This window comes from Leptospira inadai serovar Lyme str. 10 (genome assembly GCF_000243675.2).
Lineage (GTDB): Bacteria > Spirochaetota > Leptospiria > Leptospirales > Leptospiraceae > Leptospira_B > Leptospira_B inadai.
Map to the genome: position 1 here is coordinate 238,089 of NZ_AHMM02000025.1, position 19,789 is coordinate 257,877.

Below are 19,789 nucleotides of genomic sequence, written 5' to 3' on the forward strand. Positions count from 1 at the left end.
AAGGTATGTCTTCGGATTGTAAAGGGTATTTCCTCGAAAAAGGGAAGGTTCTAGGATTCCGATTGACGATAACTCCCGAAAATCAGACATAATACCGGATTTAAAAAACATGAGCGACCTGGAATATTACTACGATTTAGATTATCAGAATTTCCTTCTTTCGAGCAAGCGAAGGGACATCACTCCTCCGGAAGTGGTCTTTAAGCATTTTCCACTCAAAGACGTTATGAACTTGGTGGATTTCGGTATGGGGTTGGGTTTCTGGACCGAGCACTTATTAAAAATGATCCATAAGGAAGGATGGATTTGGGGTGCAGAATGTAATCAGGATCTCCTAGATGAAGTTCTTCATTGGAAAAATCGTGAAGAAATCGAGCGCCTTACTCCCTTTTATATGGAAAAGGCGGATCGCCCTCTTCTTCCGGAATGGATTCCCGTTCCGGACGTAGTCTTTGCTTCTCTTGTACTTTCGACTTTCCCGGATCCGGGACAAGCGATGGACGGGCTCATTCGTTCGATGAAGAAAGGAGGAAAACTTATCGTTCTCGATTGGGTTAAGAATGAATTCGCCGTCGGCCCGAAGATCAATGACAAGATCTCTTTGGATAAAATGAAATTTCTCGCCGAGCAATATAAGCTGGACGTGATAAAGAGCGTGCGAATCAGCGAAAATGTTTACGGGTTAGAGATACAAGCTGGATCCGACTTCGAGTACGGTTATTATGACCTAAAAGAGGAAGAAATGTATTCGGAAGAATTGATCCGATCGTAGAAAAATGGGAATTAACCTACGGCAGCCAAAATTCGACCGGATACCTTTCCTTCTTTTTCGGGAGCAGGTAAATATTCTCCGACCTCGACGGTAAGAAACTGTCCGGGACTTAGAGCTTGAAGGTCCTTGGTCGGTAATATTACTTTTAAATAATTATCCGTCACTGCGACTCCGTCTTTCTCCAGAATTGCTTCCCTTTTTTTTCCGAACTGGGAAGCCGCGTAGGAAGAATGTAAATCTCGAGAAAGCGACATGAGAGCATGGACTCTTTCTTTCTTACCTTCCTTGGTCACAGTTTCCGGAAATTCTTCCGCGGCGGTATTTCGACGGACGGAAAAAGGAAAGGCATGAATCTTCGCAAATTCCAAATCTCGAAGAACGTTTACCGAATCGAGAAAATCCTCTTGGGTTTCGCCGGGAAATCCCACGATCACGTCGGTCCCTAAGAAAAGATCAGGTATTTTAGATTTCGCTAATTCGATTCGTTTTCGGAAGGTTTCGGGAGTATAGCTCCGTTTCATTTTTTTCAGAATATGTTTGCTTCCGCTTTGCAAAGGAACGTGTAAAAAAGGACAAAATCTCGGATGGGTCAACAGTTCTAGCAACTCTACTCCGACATCAGGCGGCTCGATGGAGGATAGGCGAAGACGGGAATATTCCAATTTATTTAAAATCGATTCCAATAACTTCGGAAAGGCTTTTCGGCCTTCGGAGTTCCTAAACCAACCCAAGTTTACTCCGGTAAGCATGATCTCGCCTACTCCGTTATCTTGTAAAAAAGAAACCTGATCCAGGATATCGGTCCATTCGCGACTGACACCTTGTCCGCGGGCTTGCGGTATCTTACAATAGGAGCAAGTCCGATCACACCCGTCTTGGATTTTTAAATAAGCCCTCGTATGTCCGTTAGGCAAAACGTCGGAGTAAGAAAATCGATCCGATCGAATCGACTGGTCGGAACTCGCAGCGCCTTCTCTTTCCAATATCAGCGCCGGAAGACGGGATTTATCCTCGTTACCGACAACACCGGCAATGCCGGGAATGGCCTCGATCGATTGACGATCCGTCTGCGCATAACAACCCGTCACCCAGACTTGAGCTCCGGGGTACCGCTTTACGGCGTTTCGAATAATGTTCCGGTTTCTGGAATCCGCTTTGTTCGTAACGGTACAGGTATTTACTACGACTACATCCGGAATTTCGTCTTCGATGACAGTCCTATAACCGTGGCGACTCAAAGAAGAAAAGAGGCCGTCCGATTCGAAAAAATTAAGCCTGCATCCCAATGTATGAAAAAGAACTTTCTTTTCAGCCTTGTGAGAGGGCATTAATTCTCGCCTCGATTCTTTGTAGATTTCCCCGAAACTTTTCATCTTCCGGTTTTATCTTTAATGCGGCTTCGATTTGTTCTTTTGCATTCTTCAATTGATCTAATGCTTTCTTCAAATTTCCGCGCTTCGCTTCCTGATTTCCGCCTTTTTCATACACCAAAGCTAGATTATTCAAGACATTGGGGTTATTCGGAACGAGTGATTGCGCCCACTTTAAACTGACCTCCGCCTTTTCGGCGCTTCCCAAATAATAATAAACTTGAGCCTCTAAAACGAGAGGATGGTAGTCGTTCGGATCTTCCGATTTTAATTTCTCGATCACGTGCAAAGCATCGCGGGCTTTTGCATTATACAAAAGTGCGGTCGCAAATAACAATCTGACTTCCCGATTTTTAGGATTGATCTCGTAGGATCTGGATATGATCTCCAAAGCGTCGTCGTTCCGACCAACTTGAAGAAGGTACCGAGCAAAATCAGTGCTGACCGCCGGGTCGCCGGGTTTCAATTTTAAAGCCTCGGACCAATGAGTTCCTGCGGATTTCATCCTTCCCGCATTATAATGACAGAATGCAGCCAAATAATGGGTCTCGTAACTACGCTTTCCCTGCTCGTGCAGTTCTCTAATAATTTCGAGCGCCTTTTCCGAATTTCCGCTTTGGAATTCGGCAAGCGCTTTCGAATAATCCGCTTGTTCCTGCCCGAACGCATTCCCGGCGAATACGGTCGGCAGCAGTGCCAATAAAAGGATGGTGATATGTTTCTTCGTAGCCATCTCTATCTCTCTTTCCAGCTCAATAGGTAGAATCTCCTTAAGTAGGAACTCCCATGGACTTTGCATTCAGACAGTCTATCAGGGAATAAAAGGGTTCCACCGGGTCAATGAAGACAATGATGCTCGGATATCTCATCGCGAGAAAATGCTCGATCTTTTCTTCGGAAATGATAGAAATTTCCCCTACTTCTAAAACCGGCAATCCGTCGGGATTCCGATAAACTTCGTATTCCTCGTTGTCGAGGAAATCCGTAAGAAGTATGTATCCGGATCCGTAATAGACCCCGCCCTGAAAGTAGTATTTGTAAAGGACGCGTACCTCGGGAAGAAATAAATCCGGCTGAAAAACGCAGAGAGAAATTTTTTCGATTCCCGCAACGGTACGTATCTTTCTGAGATGAAACCAAACTTTCCGAACCAGCAAGTAAGACACTACGAAGATGACTGGGATCAGGTACGGCATAGGTTTCCCTCTGTCCTTATAGTCCTTTTCCCCGTCGGGAGCCGGTTGCCCGAGGGCAACCTTTAACTTTCTCTCTTAAACGAGAGCCGCTTCTTCCGATCTTTCGGGGTTATTAGGGGAATTGTCCCCGCCCGAACCTTGGTCCGCCGGTTTATAATCGGTCCAAGGTTCTTCAATAAAGTCCAACTTTCCTTCTTTGAAAGAAACAGTGATCTTGGTAGGTTCTTTATAGGAACCTTTGAGAGTTTGGACGGCCATATAGTCCTCCAGATCTCGCTGAAACACTCTTCGTAACGGACGGGCCCCGAATTTTTCATCGTATCCGATATCCATAAAGTGGTCCTTGGCCGCTTGAGTAAGCTCGATCTTGATTTTCTTATCCAAGAGGCGCTTGTTGGTATCGGCGGCCATGATATCCATGATCTTCATGATATCTTCCTTCTTAAGCGGACGGAAGTAAACGACTTCGTCTACCCTGTTTAGGAACTCGGGATTAAAGTGTTTCTTGAGCTGTTCCCTTGCTTGATCGGATTTATATTTATCCTCTTCGCCGGAACGATCCTCGAACCCGAGACGAACGCTACTTGAAATTTCCTTAGCTCCGATATTCGAAGTCATAATGATAATCGTATCTCGGAAATTCACTTTGCGACCCTTGGTATCCGTCAGGTTTCCTTCCTCCATTACCTGGAGAAGAATATTAAAGATATCATGATGAGCCTTTTCTATCTCATCCAAAAGAATGATCGAATAGGGTTTTTTACGTACGAATTCGGTCAGCTGACCCCCGTCGTCGTAACCCACATAACCTGGTGGAGCTCCTATCAGGCGGCTGACCGCATGCGGTTCCATGTATTCGGACATATCCACCCGAAGCATGGCGTCCTGGTCTCCGAACAAGAAGTCCGCAAGAGCTTTCGCTAACTCGGTTTTTCCCACACCTGTCGGACCCAGGAAAATAAACGATCCTGTCGGGCGACGCTCGGCTTTAAATCCGGTACGGGCTCTCCTGACGGCTTTTGCAATTTTTTCGATCGCATCGTCTTGGCCGACTACGCGAAGTTTCAGTTCGTCTTCCAATCGCAGCAATCTTTCGGATTCGCTTTCTTCCATTCTTTGGAGAGGAATACCGGTCCATTGCGAAATGACGGAAAGAATATCGTCTTCGTCGATGGAGACAGCAAAGTCGTCCATCTTCTCCTGCCATGCACGGATCTTCTCTTCCAATAATTGCTTTTTACGATTTACTTCGTCCCGAACGCCTGCCGCCTTCTCGTATTCCTGGGCGCGGACCAGATCTTCCTTCTTTTGAGAAAGAGATTTGATTTCTTCTTCCAAGTCTTTGATTGCCTGGGGTCTTGCACAGTTCGCTAAGCGCGCTTTTGCTCCCGCCTCGTCGATGATATCGATCGCCTTATCAGGAAGATATCTGTCATTGATATACCGGTGAGAAAGCTTGACGGATTGTTCCAACGCACGGTCAGAGTATCTTACTTTATGGTGAGCTTCGTATGCTTTCTTCAATCCTGTCAGAATTAGGATCGCATCGTCGACCGAAGGTTCGGCGACTTTTACGACTTGAAACCTTCTTTCTAAAGCGGAGTCTCGCTCGATGTATTTTCTGTATTCGGTGCTTGTCGTTGCGCCGATACACTGCAATTCACCCCGCGCTAATGCCGGTTTCAAAATATTCGCAGCATCGACCGCGCCTTCCGCAGCGCCGGCGCCGATCAAAGTATGCAACTCATCGATAAAGATAATGATATTATTAGAGGAAGAGATCTCTTTCATTATCTTCTTCAGCCTTTCTTCGAATTCACCGCGATACTTGGTCCCGGCGATTAGACTTGCAAGATCCAGCGAAAGAACTCTTTTGTCGAAGAGTAGATCCGGAACATTCTTCTCCACGATGGCGAGCGCTAAACCCTCGACGATCGCGGTTTTTCCGACTCCGGATTCTCCCACCAGTACGGGATTATTTTTCGTTTTTCTGGAGAGAATTTGAATCACTCGTTGAATTTCGTTCGCACGACCGACGACAGGATCCAATTTTTTATCCCTAGCGAGTTGGGTTAGGTCTCTCGCAAACTCATCTAGAATCGGAGTTTTAGTCTTTTCCGTACGAGGTGTACCCGGTTGCGCGGAAGGTTGACTCGATACGCCGACAGTACTTGTTGGAGGAGCTCCTAGTAACCGTAAAATTTCTCCCTTAATTACGTTATAGTTAACGCTGAAAGAATATAAAGCGCCACCGGCGATATTATTATTATCACGTAACAAAGCTAGCAGAATATGTTCGGTCCCGACATAGTTATGTTTAAGACGTTTTGCTTCTTCTTTGGAAAGCTCTATAATTTTTTGATATCGATCTTGGCCTTGCGCCATATCCATGAGCAGAGTCGCGGAACTTTCTCGCGTGCGTCTCTCTACTTCCTTTCGGAGCTCGTTTAGATTGATATTCAGGTTGTTCAGGATTTTGATCGCGACCGAATCCTCTTCCTTAAGCAATCCCAATAGAATATGCTCGGGGCCGATAAATTCGCTGCCGAGACGTTTAGCCTCGTCTTGCGCGATCTCGTTAATTACTCGTTTGGCTCTTTTTGTAAATTCTAACATAATTGCGGCCTTCCCCAGGGATTCTATCAATTAGACTGGTTTCGCATCAAATTTCCTACGGGAGTCTTTTTCCCTATAAGAAACATATCGGATTGGTCGTTTAAAAAGGATTACGGGGGAAACGAAGCTTTTCCTGCCTCTTTTCCTAATATTACTAGTAAGGCTAAATATGAAACTAAATTGAAAAAGGAATTTTTTCGTTTTAGCCCGAAATTTTTCCGGAAAATGATCAACCGATTCCGTAGATCTTCCCGATAAAACCCCCAATCCGTGGGTAATCGGAAACCCTCTAACGCTCCTGTTTGCGTAAACAAATCGGGCAAAGCGACGGAAAGTTTGTCTCCCTCCCCGGCATTTGTAGGGCAGGACGTTAAAAATCCTATTCCATCTCTATAATCGAACCGCTCCGGATCCCAAAATGCTTTTAAAAAGGGCGACTCTAGAATCATTGCCAAATCGTTAAGAGAATCGGTTACATACTCCCAACGAAGATGATCCTCGTCTCCCATGAGTAAAGTCCCGCCATTCCAGGAAATTCTCACACAGTTCGTATTATCTGACCTGTTTTTTGCGAATTGCGTCTCGGAAAAAAAGTTTAGATTCGGTTGGATTTGAATATTTTGGGAAGAAAACCATTCTTCTAAAAATACTGACGGCAGTATTTTAGATCGAAGGGGGTAGACGGACCGCTTCGGATTTCTCGCAACTCGAAACCGATAAGAAAAGGGAAGAGAATAGGAGTCTATTTTCCTCATCTTCTCTGAAAAGGGAGAAGCATTAAATTGAAACCACTCGTCGCGTAGCGGGAAGCCGAGCGGAGGCTCCCAGTCCGACTCGCTTTGGCGGGGAATGAAAGTCGAATATTCGTCACCAATAAGGGAAATGCAATTTGAGCAGCCTATTCTACCGCGTTCTTTCCAGTCTTCGTAGGAAATGCCGCAATAGACGCAATCTTTCATAACGCACCGTTTTAGACAGTCTGAGGAATATGCGCCGGATGCAATTTCCCTTGATAAATTTGATTTCGTTTATGCGCGAGTGCGGCGAGTTCCATATCATGAGTGACTAAAATCAGTCCGAATCTCAAATCTTTTTGCAGTTCCTGAATCAGGCCCATTAAATTTCGCGAGTTCTCCCGGTCTAGATTTCCGGTTGGTTCATCCGCTAGAATCAATTTTTTTCCGGCTACGAGCGCTCTTGCGACCCCGACACGAGCGCTTTCTCCTCCGGAAAGTTGGGATGGGAAGCTCTCATATCTTTCTTTCAATCCCACCTTATCTAACATTGCCATGGCATCTTCCTGCGCCTTGGCGGGAGATACGCCTCGAATTAGCAGAGGAATCGCAACGTTTTCCAACGCGGAAAAATCGGGTAAAAGAAGATGATGCTGAAAAATGAATGCGATTTTCTCCGCTCGAAATGCCTCCTTTCCTTTTTCATCCAGGTTACCGAGAGAAATTCCGCAGACCTCGACTTGACCGGAATCGAATCCGTCCATTGCGCCGAGTATATTCAGAAGAGTCGATTTGCCGATTCCGGATTTTCCTTCAATGGAAAAAATCTGACCCTCTTCCACGTCCATGTCCAAACGATCCAAGATGGTGAATTCCTTTTCCAATACATGGTACGTTTTGACTAAGTTTCTGATCTTAATAAGACTCACGTTAGTCGTTCCTTATCGTGTCTACCGGATTAAGGCTAGCGGCCCAACGAGCCGGAAAGTATCCCGCAATTCCGGATAAAATGGTAGCGGCAGTCGTGACCATAAAGATGAAGGCGATGTCGATATCGACGGGTATTTTGTCGAAATAATAGATGCGTTTCGGCACCAACTCCACCGGACTCCACTCGGCTCCGAATAAAACCGATATATCGGGTCCTAGCATATTCATGATTTCCTCTATTCCATTAATAATGTTTTCTAGGGAATTTGCGAGAAAGATACCTGTTACTCCTCCGATCAAAGATGCCAAGATGCCGACCAACATCGCATTTAAAGTAAAAATCAATAATATATCGGAGGAAGGCAATCCTAACGCCTTTAAAACGCCTATCGATTTACGTTTGGCGCGGACTAACGAATAAACCGAAGCGACCATTCCCAATGCCGCAAGGATGATAAATAAGAAAACGATAATCGAGATAATCGTTTTTTCTAATTTAAGAGCGGCTAGAAAATTCTCCTGCTCCTCCGCAATGGTCCTGACCGATAACGACGAGGAAACCTCCACTTCTCTTTCAAAATCGGGTTCGCCAAATAAGCGTAAAAGCTTACGTTTACAATAACTTAAGTCGTCGAGGGACTTTACTTTTAACGTAATTTGGTTAACCGAATTGCGTAATTTAAAAAATCTTTGGGCGATCGGTAGAGACATGTAGACATACCGGGAATCGAATTGATAATTACCCGTTTTAAAAAAACCTGAAACGCGAAAGTTCTCCACGCTGACTTCCACGCCTTTCCCTAAAGAAAATCTGCCGCCGGGAACTGCGAGAGTCAGTTGTCTCCCTAAGGAAAAATTATATAAGCCTTCCATTTCCTTTCCGATGACGATATAATTTTCCCGATTCATTTGAGCCAATTCGTCGCGATTGTAATGAACGACTCTCGGAAAATTAGGCAGCCTTGTCAAAAGTAGATCGTCCACGTTGGATACGGGAACCGCTCGGATGATGACCGGATAAAAAGTATTATAGTTCTGAATCAATCCGTGGCTTTGAATCCCGCCTTCCACGGAAACGATTCTTTGTTTCAATTCGGGGGTCTTTTCTATCCAAGAAATAATTTTTTGATAATCGGTAATTTCGCCGGCTCCCGAATTACTCTCGATTGTAATGTGTGATCCGCCCTGCCACAAAGATTCCTTCACCTGTCTTTGAAATCCGTTGAAAATGGAAAGCACAACGATCAAAAGAGAAACCCCTACCGCCATTACCACGAAAGAAACTCTGGATTTTAAGGATAATAAACCTGCGGCCCGGGAACCGCGAATGTATCGGGAAGTAAGTAAAAGGACCAAAGGAGTTCGAGAAAAAAGGAAGTTCATGATTAAAAGCAGGCAAAATTCCCTAGAATGGCAAAATTGCTTAGTTTGACAATTCTACGATTCCGAAGCAGGATGTCAAAATAAAGTCGACTCCGTCTTGGTAATCGGAGATAGTTCGATTTCATTCGAAAGATATATGGCCTCCGACCAAGTTTACTCCTTCTTTTTTCAATCCCGGGATACCTCTTCTTCTTTGTACGTACTATTCGGAGGGATTGTCGACCCCATAAGCAGTCGTATCGATCGACTGGACGTGGTAGCCGTGGGAAGTAGCGAACTGATTAACGTCCCGCTTTCGGGAGCGACTTTCAAAGACATTTCGAATATCTGTCAAAAGATAAAATACGAAGGAAAACAACTTAAAAACCTAACGAATAAGCTTGGCGAACTATTTCAATCTTCCGGTAGATCCGACGATTTTATGGAGCAATTACTCCATTATATGAATAAAAAGGAAGATGAGAAAATCAGATATCTGATCAATCAAGTCGCAAACCAGGCGATCGGGAATTCAAAGCCCGATATTACTCTTTGGTATTCGCTCATCGACCGGGACAAAATCGACGATATCGGCGGCAACCGTCAGTCTATCGAGAATTTAGATTCGGCGGAAGGGGATGGAGCTCCCTCGCTAGACGAATCTACGACTCCTGGATCGGGTAACGTAGTTGCAACCGGTATCGACTCAGCCATTCCGCAGAATGCAACGAGAATTCAGTTCAAATTTATTCTCTCTCCCGTTTCCGGAATTCCCGTAAATCAATTAAAACCGGGGGACCAAATTGTAGTTCAATTAAACCCGGGTGATCCAACTACGCTAAGCGTAATCGATACCATGAAATTAAAAATGGAAGACGGGTCCATTCGCCCGGTGCCCGCCACAATCGTTGCGACTGAAAATAAAGGGACCGAAAGCGAAACCGTAGTCAGAATCGGAGTCGATGTTTTCGGGAAAGTTTATGAAGAAGAAAATAGCGTAAAAGTAAGACCGTATACCGGCGAAAAAATCCCGGCGAAAAAAAGCTCCGCTTCTTACGAAGCTTCCTCCAGTATCGAGGCCGGCGAATCGAGTCTGCTCTTGACGGTTCTAATCGCTTTAGGTGTCGTCGGAATCGGAATGGTTGCGGTTTTTGTATTTTTATTCTAAGCTAACTTTTTAAAAAAGAATCACTCGATGAAAAAATTTTCCCGCCTCCATCTCGCCTATATAATCCCCTTTATCCTGCTATTTGTCTGTCTTTTCCAGCTTTTTCTGCAGCCGACATTTCTTGACGCCAATGACACGACGACTATGGAAGCCATGTTAGACGGGACGGGTCGAGAACCCATGTCCGGTTTTTATTTTCAAGGCGGCGCGATTTCGCAAATGCTCTTAACGCAAAAGATTTTGGCGGAATTAGGCGATAGCGGGATCCCGACGGATTCTCAACCGGAAGATACGATTGATCGAATGGGAAGGATCCTGCTGGGACAAAGGATTCAAATTTTCTTTTATTGTTTCTTGGCGTTACTAGCCGTTTCCTCTTTCGTTTCCCTTCGATACAGGACCTTCTTTTATACTTTCATGAATCGAATATTGTATGTGTTCGGTATCATCTACGCGTTTTCAATTCTTCCTACATTAATCGGAGCGGCGGTAAGAACTGCAGGAACGAATTTTTGGGGGGTCCCGGCCATTCTCTTAACATTAGGATGGATCGTATTTTTGATCTATATGGCGCTGACGATAGACCAGGTATTCTCGAGCGTCGAGGCCGATCGCTTTTCTTCGTTAAGAAATTTAAAGGAGGACGAGGCCGAGTTTAGAACCGGCAGCAAGGCGGAAAGTGAAACGTTCGTAAATTCGATCCTTCATTTTTTAGGGATCATCGTCTTGGGAACGATGGTCGGAAATCTTGTTTATATTCCTCTGTTCCTTTTACAAAGGAATTATGCGAGCCAATTCGGAGTTTTACTCCTGATCGCGCTTTTGATACTTTCCGGATTTTATATCCGAAATTATCTCCGACTCGGTAAAAGCGGGGACTTGGGCAAATTTCAAAACCTTGCGATCGGAATCAGTTATCTACAATTGCGCTTTGTGCGGAATATTCTCTTCGGGACTTTCGGTCTTATCTTAGTCGTGCTATTCATCGTGTTTATCTTCTCCCTTTTAATTATGAATATCGGAATCCTAGAAAGCCTGTTTCCAGCCATCGATGGCGGACAAAATCTCTAACGTATACCTCCCGAAAAAGTATACGGTAACAAGATGAAACGAACACAAAACGAGAAAGGCCTTTTTGTTTAAATTTCTGCGAAACGAAAAATAGATCCCGAAATGAATAAGCGTTAGACTAATCAACAAAGCTTCGCTTCCTCGATGTGCGATCGTTAGGTAGAAGCTTAGATAGACCGTTAGGAAAAAGAAAGACCAACCCGCTATTTTTTCCCATTGGAAAGCTTGTCCAAGCATATTAGAATTTCCTAATTAATCGCGAGGGCGCCGAGAACGTAATTTAACCGCAAGATGCGCCTTTGGAATCGACTTCGCAGATCTTCTTCCCATCGGGAGAATAGATCGAACGAGAGAGAAACTTTCCGTCATTATCGAAAACTTCCACCGCTTCTTTCGCTCGATTCGGAAAATAATAGAACCAAGTTCGGACTTTTTTTCCTTGTGCATAATAACCGGAATATTCCAGTTCCCCGTCTTTAAAAAACTTCTGCCAAAGCTCGGATTTTTGACCGTCTTTATAAAATCCCTGCAACTCCAAGCTTCCATCCGAGTAATACCTCAGATACGGACCTTCCTCATTTCCTTCCTCTCCCAACCATATGGAATCAGGGCGGCGAGGGCGAGTTCCGAATTTTTGTTTTACGTAGATCTTTCCGTCCGGAAAATACCAGACCCAGTCCCCGACTTTTGCCCCGTGTTCGTATTTCCCTTCGGAAGCGGTCCGATCCTCCGACCTGGCATAAGTTCTGCAAAAGCCGTGAAACTGTTTAGCTTCGTCCACCGGACAATCGGAATATAATTTTCCACTTTCATAATACAATCTCTGCCGATTCGGTTCATCTAGATAATAAACGTTTCGAGCCTTATCGTATTTTGCTCCGACAGGAATTTCTTCGGGCAGAGTCGTTTCGTTGCAGTAAGCCGAGATGAAGAATAAGGGGACTATTACGTAGAAGCGATTCATTCAATCGATCGTGAATTTTTTTGTGACAAGAATCTCTTCGTCTTCGTCTTTCACTTCGACTTCGTAGGAACCTTCGTCGTCGAAGAAAGAATCGTCGTAATAGGTTTGGAATTTCTCGATTCTCTTTTTGAATTCCTTCTCTTGAACGCTTATCTCGGCGCGGTTGTCATCCAATTTGTAAATCGATACCTTTATTTTTTTGGGAGAAAACCATCCCCCGCGTTTATAGTAGATAAAGAAATCTTGTCCGTGAGCAAAATGATATTCCTTTTCGGAACTCATTCCCGCGACCTTATCGGGAGTCATTTTATCCACATCCATGTAGATCTCATGCTTTGACGGCCAAAGCCACCAAACCAAAAGAACGACAAAAACGATCCCCAAAATCCGAAGCCATTTTTTATTCCCGTTCGCTTCCGAAGACGGGGTCTGCGTATATTCGTCGATCCTCATACCGTTGTTTATCCTGAAGCGGGTGTCCTTTTTGGGCAATTGTTTTTCCCGTCCGTCTTCGTTGTCCGATTCGGAGGTTGGAACGGTTTCTTCGTTTAATTCTCCTAAATCTTGTCGAGAATTTCCCGACTGCAAGGGTCCCGTATCCTCTTGGCTCTTTCGGTTCGGATGGTCTCGTTTAACCGGAGATATTTCTCCACCTAAGGTTTTTCGGACCGCTTCTCCGGCCGCTTTCCGTAATAGATCTTTCTTCGAATCGGACTTTTTAGCCAAGAGCATACACCTCGTCCGTGAATCGGACATATTCTTTTGCGGCCTTATTTTTAGATTGATATTCGTAAAGCGTCCGATTCAGAAGATGCGCCTCTTCGATTGCGACCGACGGAGGAATTTTCGCTTCGAATAACCGAAGATGTTCTTCAATCATCGGAACGACCGTTTGAGACATCGTAGTTCTTGATTGATAAAGAGTTAAAAGAGCGCCCAGAATTTGAAGAGACGGGTTATACCGTTTTACCGTAGCGGATTTGGCTTCCAGAATAGCTTCGATTCCGTCCAACGAAAATTTAGATACTTGAAGCGGTACGATCAGTCCGGTTGCAGCCACAAATGCGTTCATCGTGATTAACGATAAACTAGGAGGGCAATCGATGACTACGCGATCAAAATCTTCTTGGACCGATCCCAACCCTTCTTTTAAAGCAAAAAATCCGTCGAGCTTACCGGCGAGTAAAACATCAACCTGTGAAAGCTTTCCGGAAGAAGGTACGAGACTAAGGCCTTCAATACGCGTCGGAAGATACAATTCTTTTATGGGAGCATCGTCGCTAAAGATTAAGAATGCATCTTTTCCGGGTTCCGGTTGGATTTCCGGAAAAACGGAGGTTGCATTGCTCTGGGCGTCTAGGTCCAATAGCAGGACTTTTTCGCCTTTTAAGGCTAGGCCGGCAGCAAGATGAACGGCCGTGGTGGTTTTCCCTACCCCGCCTTTTTGGTTCGCTATACAAAGGACCTGCTTCACTTAAAAAATCCGTTGCCTGCTCGTATCCTATTCACAGAATAACTCCATAAGCCCACAATAAGCCGGGGACAAGGAAAAAACCCGGACAAGCCGAGTGGGGCGAAAAAAAGGAGAACCTACGTGCAATACGAAGTAGTGATCGGTCTGGAAGTCCACGCACAGCTCAATACGGAATCCAAAGTTTTCTCCTCTAGTCCTACAAAATTCGGAGCCCCGCCTAATTCGCAAGTCTCGGCTGTTTGCCTCGGTTTACCGGGATCACTCCCTGTGCTAAACGAAGAAGCTTTAAATAAAGCGATTATGGCCGGCTTAGCCTTCGGTTCCGACATTACTCTCCATACTAAATTTGATCGAAAGAATTATTTTTATCCGGATTTGCCCAAAGGGTATCAAATTTCTCAATTTGACCGTCCGATTTGCCAAGGCGGCGGAGTTTCCTTTACCGTTAAGGGAGAGGAAAAACCGAAATACGTTCATCTTACACGAATCCACATCGAAGAAGACGCGGGAAAACTCATCCACTCTGCGGATCAAAATGTTCACCAGTCGTACGTTGATTTGAATCGCGCGGGAACTCCTTTGATCGAAATCGTTTCCGAGCCGGAGCTCCGCTCCTCGGACGAGGCATATCATTACCTTCTTTCCCTTAAGTCCATTCTCAGATATATTCGCGTTTCCGATTGCAATATGGAGGAAGGATCTCTTCGCTGCGATGCAAACGTCTCCATTCGCCCTACAGGTTCGGATAAATTCGGAACGCGGGTGGAAATCAAGAACCTGAATTCGTTTAAAGCGGTCAAGGCTGCCATCGATTATGAAATCGAATGGCAGACGGAAATGCTCTCCCAAGGAAAAACATTCCAGCAACAAACCAAACTTTGGGACTCCGCGGCCAATATTACCGTGACGATGCGAACCAAAGAGATGAGTCACGATTATAGATATTTTCCCGATCCCGATCTTCCTTCCATAATACTGACCAAGGAAACCGTGGAGAATATCCGTAAAACGTTGCCGGAATTACCGGATGCGAGAAGGAGTCGGTTTATCGAAAAACTTGGACTCCCTAAATACGACGCGGAAGTGCTTACGGCAGAACGGGAAATCGCGGACTATTACGAAGAAGCTTTACAAGTTTCCGGCGATCCCAAACGGACCTCCAATTGGGTAAAAGACGAGGTTCTTGGAATCGTGAATAAGGAAAGCATTACTATTTCAGAATTTAGTGTCGGACCGAAGCGAATCGGACGATTGGTTAAATTAATCGCGGACGGTAAAATTTCGGGAAAGATCGGAAAAACCGTTTTTGAGGAAATGCTTTCAAGCGAGAAAGATCCGGAAATAATCGTTACCGAAAAGAACCTTATCGTAGTACGCGACGATAAGGAGATAGAGAGAATCGTAGACGAAGCGATTGCAGCGAATGAAGATGCGGTGCAGAAATACAAATCCGGAAAGGATAGGGCTTTAGGAGCCATTGTCGGTTACATAATGAAAGTTTCCAAGGGTAAAGCGGATCCGAATCTAGTGAATCAAATGCTTTTAGATAAGTTAGGCCCGCTTCCTCCTAAAAGCTAGGCGAATATTAAAATTCACTTAATCGTGTAGTAGGCTTAAAACCGCCTCACTGATCTCTTCGATCCTATACGGTTTTGCTACAAATCTGTCGATCCCGAGCGAAAGACATTTTTCCCGTTCGCCGCTTACCGTTCCGGCAGATACCGCAATCAAAGGTATGCGGGTGCTCGGATTTTCGCTTTCCCAGGTTCTAATTCGAGTCGCCAATTCAAATCCGTCCATCACAGGCATTTGGATGTCCAAAAGAATCAAATCGATTCGTTCTTTAAAAAAGAAATCGAGCGCGACTTTCCCATTTTCTGCCGAAATCACTTCGGCTCCCAGTTTCTGTAAATTACGCTGTAAGACTAGACGATTTACCTCGTTGTCTTCCGCGATTAGTATTCTTGAATTTTTCCTGAGTACCAGCGAATCTTCGTTATTGGAAAAACCTTTCTGTTCCGAGAGAAAACCTAATACTACATTTTCTTTCTTCGAAAGGAATGCTCGTATTTCCGAAGGCACAACGGGTTTCACTAAATATCCGGCGATTTCCAGATCCTTTCCTGCTTCGTCGATCAAACCCAGCTCGGAAGAAAACGTAAGTAAATAAATCGGTAAATGAGAATATTCAGAACGATTGCGAATATCGTTAGCGATGCTAATTCCTTTTAAAAGAGGGAGATGATTTTCCAGTATTATCACGTCGAACGAAGAACTCGTAGATTTCAAGAAATCAAATAAGTCGGATTCGTCGGTTATTAGGAACGTCTCCGCTCCATTAACTTTCAATAACTCACGCAGAATTTCCAGAGACTCCAGGTCCTCGCCAAAAATAAGAATTCGAGTTGCCGGAATCGCTTTAAGAGAATCGGTTTCTTCTTTTCTCACCGCTCGCGCAGGAATCCGGAGCTGAAAAGAACTTCCCGTCCCCTCACGACTCTCGACGTGAATTTCGCCTTCCAAAAGCGAGGCTAGACTTTTACAGATGCTCAATCCTAGACCCGTTCCTCCGTATTTCCGAGAAGTAGAACCGTCAGCTTGGGTAAAGCTTTCGAAAATTTTGTCCAATTTTTCCGATGAAATTCCTATTCCGGTATCCGATACCGTTAATTTCAAGATGCAGGGGTCTTCTTTTCCTATTGGAGAAGGCTCCATCTCCAAGCGAACTTCGATCTTTCCGCTATGAGTAAACTTGGCCGCATTTGAGAGTAGATTGATTAAGATTTGTCTCAATTTAACCGGATCGCTTTCGACTCGCAAAGGCATATTTTTTTCGGAGTAGATTAGCTTAACTTTCTTTTCCGTTAGCTTATCCGCAAATATTCTTAAGGAAGGTCCGAATAATTCTCCGGGAGAAAATTCCGAATAATCTACCGACAATTTTCCGGATTCAATTTTAGAAAAATCCAATATATCATTCAATACGTCCAAAAGAGAATTGGCAGAATACCGTAATGTTTCCAAATAATGGCGATTTACTCCGTTCGGATCGTTTGCTAGCAACAAGTCCGTCAAACCTAAAATTCCGTTCATAGGAGTTCTGATTTCATGACTCATATTCGCTAAGAAATCGCTTTTAGCTCTTAGCGCGGATTCCGCAGCTTCCTTTGCACTTTCCAATTCCTTTCTGGCCAGCACTTTATCGGTAACGTCCTGCAGCGATCCGTTTAAACCGACGACCTCCCGCAATTCCGAATCCCAAATCGGAGAACCGACTCCTCGAACCCACTTAACCGTTCCCGATGAGGTAATAATCTGCAATTCCAAATCGAAACTTTTGCCTTCTTTGATTTCTTCGAAAGCGGAAATTATCTTGATTCTATCCGCCTTTACGTAAAGGTCGATAACTTGAATGAGATTAGGGTCCGTATCTTTATTAATTTCTAATATATTATATATTTCTTTTGTCCAGGATCGTTTCTGAGTTTTGAAATTGTAATTCCAGCCTCCGATTTTCCCGAGACTCTGTGTTCTCGCTAAAAATAATTCGCTTCTTCTTAGTTCCTCTTCCGCCTCCTTTTGTTCGGTTATATTCCTGATCATAAAAATCGCGGTCTCCGAATCATAAGGGAATATTCGGGCCTCGAAGAATTTCTGACCTTCGGGAAACCAGAGGGAATATTTTAAAGATTCGCCGACGCCGAAAGCCAAGACTTGACTCAGCTTTTGAGTAATATTTTGCGCCAATTCCCGCGGAAGAAGTTCCGACATTTTTTTACCGAGAAATTCGTTCGGTGAAACATAAAGGTCCTCTAATTTAGGGGCATGATAACTTATGATCCTGGAGTCTTTATCCATGATAAAAAGCAAATCAGGGAGCGCGTTAACCAACTTTTGGCTTCTTTCCTCGCTTTTCTTAAGCGCTTGTTCCGTTTCCCGTCTCCTCTCTTCATTGCGGATCGCTTCGATAATATGAGCGATGGTTTTAAGAAGCGGTTGTAGATCTTCGCAAAGTCTTTCATCATATCCGCTATGACAATTAGCGATCACTAGAATGCCGAGCATTCTGCCCTTAATTTCAAACGGAACACCTAAGAAAGTTCCTAGTTTCGGATGTCCCTCCGGAACCGCTTCGGCCTGTTTGGAGTCGTTAATGATGATCGGATTTTGAGAAAGAGCGACGGAACCGAATATGCTGTTTAACTTTCTAAATTCCAGCCCTTTGGCGGAATTCGCACTCACGAATTTTTGTATATCTTCTTCCGAGGAAATTTGCGCAATTGCTCTCGTTTTGATATAAGAGGACCCTTCCGAATCCAAAATCACTTCCGCAATAAAACCGTATTCGCTTTTCGTAAGATCTAAAATCGCATGCAGCAACTTCGAAAAAGTCGATCCGGAGTCGAATTCTAAAATATATTCGGACAACGATCGGGTTATTATCTCGCCTAAGCGTTTTTGAAAAAGGAGTTGTTCTTCCTGTTTCTTTTGTTCGCTAACGTCCCTAGCGATCCCCATAAACCCTATTAGTTCGCCGTTAGATTCCCGCATCGGAGTGACGATGAGTCGAACGGTAAGACGGACTCCATCCTTGCGAACGTACGTCCAATCCCTTGCCTCGAAGTTTCCATTTCGAGCATCTTCCACCAAGACTTCAAAACCGGAAATTTTCCGGTTATATTTTTTATATAGTTCGCTACCTCTTTCCTCGATTTCGGCTTCGTCATGGAAAATTTCAGGGGTAAATTTCCCGACTACTTCCTCGGCGGAATAGCCCAGCATGATCTCGGAACCCGGATTAAAGGAAAGAATTACTCCGTTTAGATCGGTCGATATTACCGACACCTCGGTTGCAGCGATTAAGACTCGCTGACTTATATCGGAAATTTCGTTCGAAGCAAAAGAAAAGGGAATATCCATATTGCCATTTGATCGGAAAAACAACGCAGTCCGGAAAATTCTTTCCCGCTGACGATTCGAACCTAGCCTTGAACTCCGAACCGGCTAAATATAAAGATAGGTTAAAAGGATGAAACTGATTTTTATTTTAGATCGGATTTTGATCATTAATAATAAATTTTGACAATCTTTCTCAACATTCTCGGGAGAGATTGCTGAAATTTTGACTATTTTTCGACCGATACAGGCCAGTAGTAATGCAGATATTCTTCGCTTAAACGAAATCCAAAACTTTCATATAATTTCCTGGCTGCCCGATTGTCCGGAGAAATTTCCAAACTCATTCCTTTTCCACCCAATTTGCGGATCGTCGAGGCGGCTTCTTCCAGGAGTTTTTTTGCGATTCCGTTTCTTCTGACGGACTCCCGAACGTATAAATCGTTTAGAATAAAGTCCTTCCTCATTTGTAACGAGGAAAACGTAGGATAAATCTGCGCAAAGCCTTTAAGCTCGTTCGAATCTTCGGCGACGAGCAATATCGAATCTTTATGCAAAAGGCGATCCTCCAAAAATCGTTTGGTATTCGCGGAATCCGATTTCAATCCATAGAATGACCGATACAATTCGAATAATTCCGTCAGCTCTTCCAAATCGGATCGGCTGGCGACGCGCAGAGTGATTTCTATTTTGGCCATTGCTACCTTTATTATGTTTTCATTTTAAATAAATAACTACTATAACCGTTATTTACCGTAGCATCATTCTTTCAAAAAACCGATTGCTTCCCGGGACCGGGTTCGATCCGAAAGAACCCGTATCGGTTCCTGCCTCAAGAATGGCGAAGATTCGCATTCTATTTAATGAGCCCAAAATCGCAATGCTTTATTCCGGTAATTTCGGAGGAATCTTTCCTTCCAAACTATACCTCGGAATGCAAAACGTTCCCCCAACCAAATCCAGAGGGCTGTAAAGCTTTATCGATTTAGAGAATGGATTCGCCCGGCATCATTAGCCAAAAGCCCTTGGGAACAAGTTAAGAAAGGCCCGCGTATCGATCCCGATAGAATTTCCTATATAGAAGCGCCTATTTTTGGGCCGCAAGAGCGAATTATAGCTCGATAAAAACCCAAAGAAGGTAAGAAGGAAAATACGAAAAATTCTCTTCAATTTGGTATGATTTTTCGGAAAAGCCTTTTTTCAAAAAAATAAGGATTTAAAATCGCCTAGCTTTTA

16 protein-coding genes are annotated in these 19,789 nt (G+C 44.2%); 4 read left to right on the plus strand and 12 right to left on the minus strand.

All coding sequences use genetic code 11. The features are described 5' to 3' along the window. Nucleotides 1-109 precede the first annotated feature (109 nt). Complete coding sequence (locus LEP1GSC047_RS16880) at nucleotides 110-772, plus strand: class I SAM-dependent methyltransferase (protein ID WP_010417102.1); 663 nt, start codon at nucleotides 110-112, stop codon at nucleotides 770-772. Nucleotides 773-783: 11 nt separating this feature from the next. On the opposite strand, the gene mtaB is transcribed toward LEP1GSC047_RS16880, so the two are convergent. The 7 genes from mtaB to LEP1GSC047_RS16915 all read right to left on the minus strand — a co-directional run bounded on the left by mtaB (nucleotide 784) and on the right by LEP1GSC047_RS16915 (nucleotide 9,001). After that, nucleotides 784-2,100, minus strand: a complete 1,317-nt coding sequence (mtaB, locus tag LEP1GSC047_RS16885) for a tRNA (N(6)-L-threonylcarbamoyladenosine(37)-C(2))-methylthiotransferase MtaB (protein ID WP_010417100.1) — start codon at nucleotides 2,098-2,100, stop codon at nucleotides 784-786. Further along, nucleotides 2,081-2,875 (minus strand): tetratricopeptide repeat protein, encoded by a 795-nt coding sequence (locus tag LEP1GSC047_RS16890; protein ID WP_010417098.1) that lies wholly within the window; start codon nucleotides 2,873-2,875, stop codon nucleotides 2,081-2,083. Before LEP1GSC047_RS16890 ends, mtaB begins: the two co-directional genes overlap by 20 nt. Before the next feature lie 37 nt (nucleotides 2,876-2,912). After that, the gene (locus LEP1GSC047_RS16895; protein WP_010417096.1) at nucleotides 2,913-3,338 is read right to left on the minus strand and encodes a hypothetical protein; all 426 of its coding nucleotides are present in this window, start codon (nucleotides 3,336-3,338) and stop codon (nucleotides 2,913-2,915) included. Between the two features lie 75 nt (nucleotides 3,339-3,413). Then, nucleotides 3,414-5,954 (minus strand): ATP-dependent Clp protease ATP-binding subunit, encoded by a 2,541-nt coding sequence (locus LEP1GSC047_RS16900; protein ID WP_020989134.1) that lies wholly within the window; start codon nucleotides 5,952-5,954, stop codon nucleotides 3,414-3,416. A gap of 110 nt (nucleotides 5,955-6,064) precedes the next feature. Further along, nucleotides 6,065-6,496: an ATP--guanido phosphotransferase gene (locus tag LEP1GSC047_RS22260; RefSeq protein WP_238325606.1), complete on the minus strand. Its 432-nt coding sequence runs from the start codon at nucleotides 6,494-6,496 to the stop codon at nucleotides 6,065-6,067. 428 nt (nucleotides 6,497-6,924) lie between these two features. Beyond that, complete coding sequence (locus tag LEP1GSC047_RS16910) at nucleotides 6,925-7,617, minus strand: ABC transporter ATP-binding protein (RefSeq protein WP_010417089.1); 693 nt, start codon at nucleotides 7,615-7,617, stop codon at nucleotides 6,925-6,927. A 1-nt stretch (nucleotide 7,618) separates the two neighbouring features. Beyond that, nucleotides 7,619-9,001 (minus strand): ABC transporter permease, encoded by a 1,383-nt coding sequence (locus LEP1GSC047_RS16915; RefSeq protein WP_010417087.1) that lies wholly within the window; start codon nucleotides 8,999-9,001, stop codon nucleotides 7,619-7,621. A gap of 136 nt (nucleotides 9,002-9,137) precedes the next feature. On the opposite strand from LEP1GSC047_RS16915, the gene LEP1GSC047_RS16920 reads away from it, so the two are divergent. Then, entirely contained in the window at nucleotides 9,138-10,148 is a 1,011-nt protein-coding gene (locus LEP1GSC047_RS16920; protein ID WP_010417086.1) for a hypothetical protein, read from the plus strand. A gap of 27 nt (nucleotides 10,149-10,175) precedes the next feature. Then, on the plus strand, nucleotides 10,176-11,219 hold the full coding sequence (locus tag LEP1GSC047_RS16925; protein WP_010417084.1) for an LIC_10230 family protein: 1,044 nt from the start codon (nucleotides 10,176-10,178) through the stop codon (nucleotides 11,217-11,219). A 280-nt stretch (nucleotides 11,220-11,499) separates the two neighbouring features. On the opposite strand, the gene LEP1GSC047_RS16935 is transcribed toward LEP1GSC047_RS16925, so the two are convergent. The 3 genes from LEP1GSC047_RS16935 to LEP1GSC047_RS16945 are packed head-to-tail and all read right to left on the minus strand — an operon-like array spanning nucleotide 11,500 to nucleotide 13,657. Further along, entirely contained in the window at nucleotides 11,500-12,183 is a 684-nt protein-coding gene (locus LEP1GSC047_RS16935; RefSeq protein WP_010417082.1) for a toxin-antitoxin system YwqK family antitoxin, read from the minus strand. Continuing rightward, nucleotides 12,184-12,915: a hypothetical protein gene (locus tag LEP1GSC047_RS16940; RefSeq protein WP_010417080.1), complete on the minus strand. Its 732-nt coding sequence runs from the start codon at nucleotides 12,913-12,915 to the stop codon at nucleotides 12,184-12,186. Beyond that, nucleotides 12,902-13,657 carry a ParA family protein gene (locus LEP1GSC047_RS16945; protein ID WP_010417078.1) on the minus strand — a complete coding sequence of 252 codons (756 nt, stop codon included), beginning with the start codon at nucleotides 13,655-13,657 and terminating at the stop codon, nucleotides 12,902-12,904. The genes LEP1GSC047_RS16940 and LEP1GSC047_RS16945 overlap by 14 nt, the downstream gene beginning before the upstream one ends. A gap of 120 nt (nucleotides 13,658-13,777) precedes the next feature. Here LEP1GSC047_RS16945 and gatB point away from each other — a divergent pair, with 120 nt between their 5' ends. After that, entirely contained in the window at nucleotides 13,778-15,235 is a 1,458-nt protein-coding gene (gatB, locus tag LEP1GSC047_RS16950; RefSeq protein ID WP_010417076.1) for an Asp-tRNA(Asn)/Glu-tRNA(Gln) amidotransferase subunit GatB, read from the plus strand. An 18-nt stretch (nucleotides 15,236-15,253) separates the two neighbouring features. Here the strand turns inward: gatB and LEP1GSC047_RS16955 are convergent, their stop codons facing one another. Both LEP1GSC047_RS16955 and LEP1GSC047_RS16960 read right to left on the minus strand, forming a co-directional pair. Beyond that, nucleotides 15,254-18,577, minus strand: a complete 3,324-nt coding sequence (locus LEP1GSC047_RS16955; protein ID WP_020988962.1) for a response regulator — start codon at nucleotides 18,575-18,577, stop codon at nucleotides 15,254-15,256. A gap of 206 nt (nucleotides 18,578-18,783) precedes the next feature. Beyond that, nucleotides 18,784-19,251 (minus strand): GNAT family N-acetyltransferase, encoded by a 468-nt coding sequence (locus LEP1GSC047_RS16960; protein WP_010417071.1) that lies wholly within the window; start codon nucleotides 19,249-19,251, stop codon nucleotides 18,784-18,786. Nucleotides 19,252-19,789 lie beyond the last annotated feature (538 nt).

Coding starts and splice junctions, on each gene's coding strand:
- LEP1GSC047_RS16880 (WP_010417102.1), top strand. CDS start 110: ATGAGCGACCTGGAATATTACTACGATTTAGATTATCAGAATTTCCTT.
- LEP1GSC047_RS16925 (WP_010417084.1), top strand. CDS start 10,176: ATGAAAAAATTTTCCCGCCTCCATCTCGCCTATATAATCCCCTTTATC.
- LEP1GSC047_RS16935 (WP_010417082.1), bottom strand. CDS start 12,183: ATGAATCGCTTCTACGTAATAGTCCCCTTATTCTTCATCTCGGCTTAC.
- LEP1GSC047_RS16915 (WP_010417087.1), bottom strand. CDS start 9,001: ATGAACTTCCTTTTTTCTCGAACTCCTTTGGTCCTTTTACTTACTTCC.
- LEP1GSC047_RS16960 (WP_010417071.1), bottom strand. CDS start 19,251: ATGGCCAAAATAGAAATCACTCTGCGCGTCGCCAGCCGATCCGATTTG.
- LEP1GSC047_RS16920 (WP_010417086.1), top strand. CDS start 9,138: ATGGCCTCCGACCAAGTTTACTCCTTCTTTTTTCAATCCCGGGATACC.
- LEP1GSC047_RS16940 (WP_010417080.1), bottom strand. CDS start 12,915: ATGCTCTTGGCTAAAAAGTCCGATTCGAAGAAAGATCTATTACGGAAA.
- LEP1GSC047_RS16955 (WP_020988962.1), bottom strand. CDS start 18,577: ATGGATATTCCCTTTTCTTTTGCTTCGAACGAAATTTCCGATATAAGT.
- mtaB (WP_010417100.1), bottom strand. CDS start 2,100: ATGCCCTCTCACAAGGCTGAAAAGAAAGTTCTTTTTCATACATTGGGA.
- LEP1GSC047_RS16900 (WP_020989134.1), bottom strand. CDS start 5,954: ATGTTAGAATTTACAAAAAGAGCCAAACGAGTAATTAACGAGATCGCG.
- LEP1GSC047_RS16895 (WP_010417096.1), bottom strand. CDS start 3,338: ATGCCGTACCTGATCCCAGTCATCTTCGTAGTGTCTTACTTGCTGGTT.
- LEP1GSC047_RS16890 (WP_010417098.1), bottom strand. CDS start 2,875: ATGGCTACGAAGAAACATATCACCATCCTTTTATTGGCACTGCTGCCG.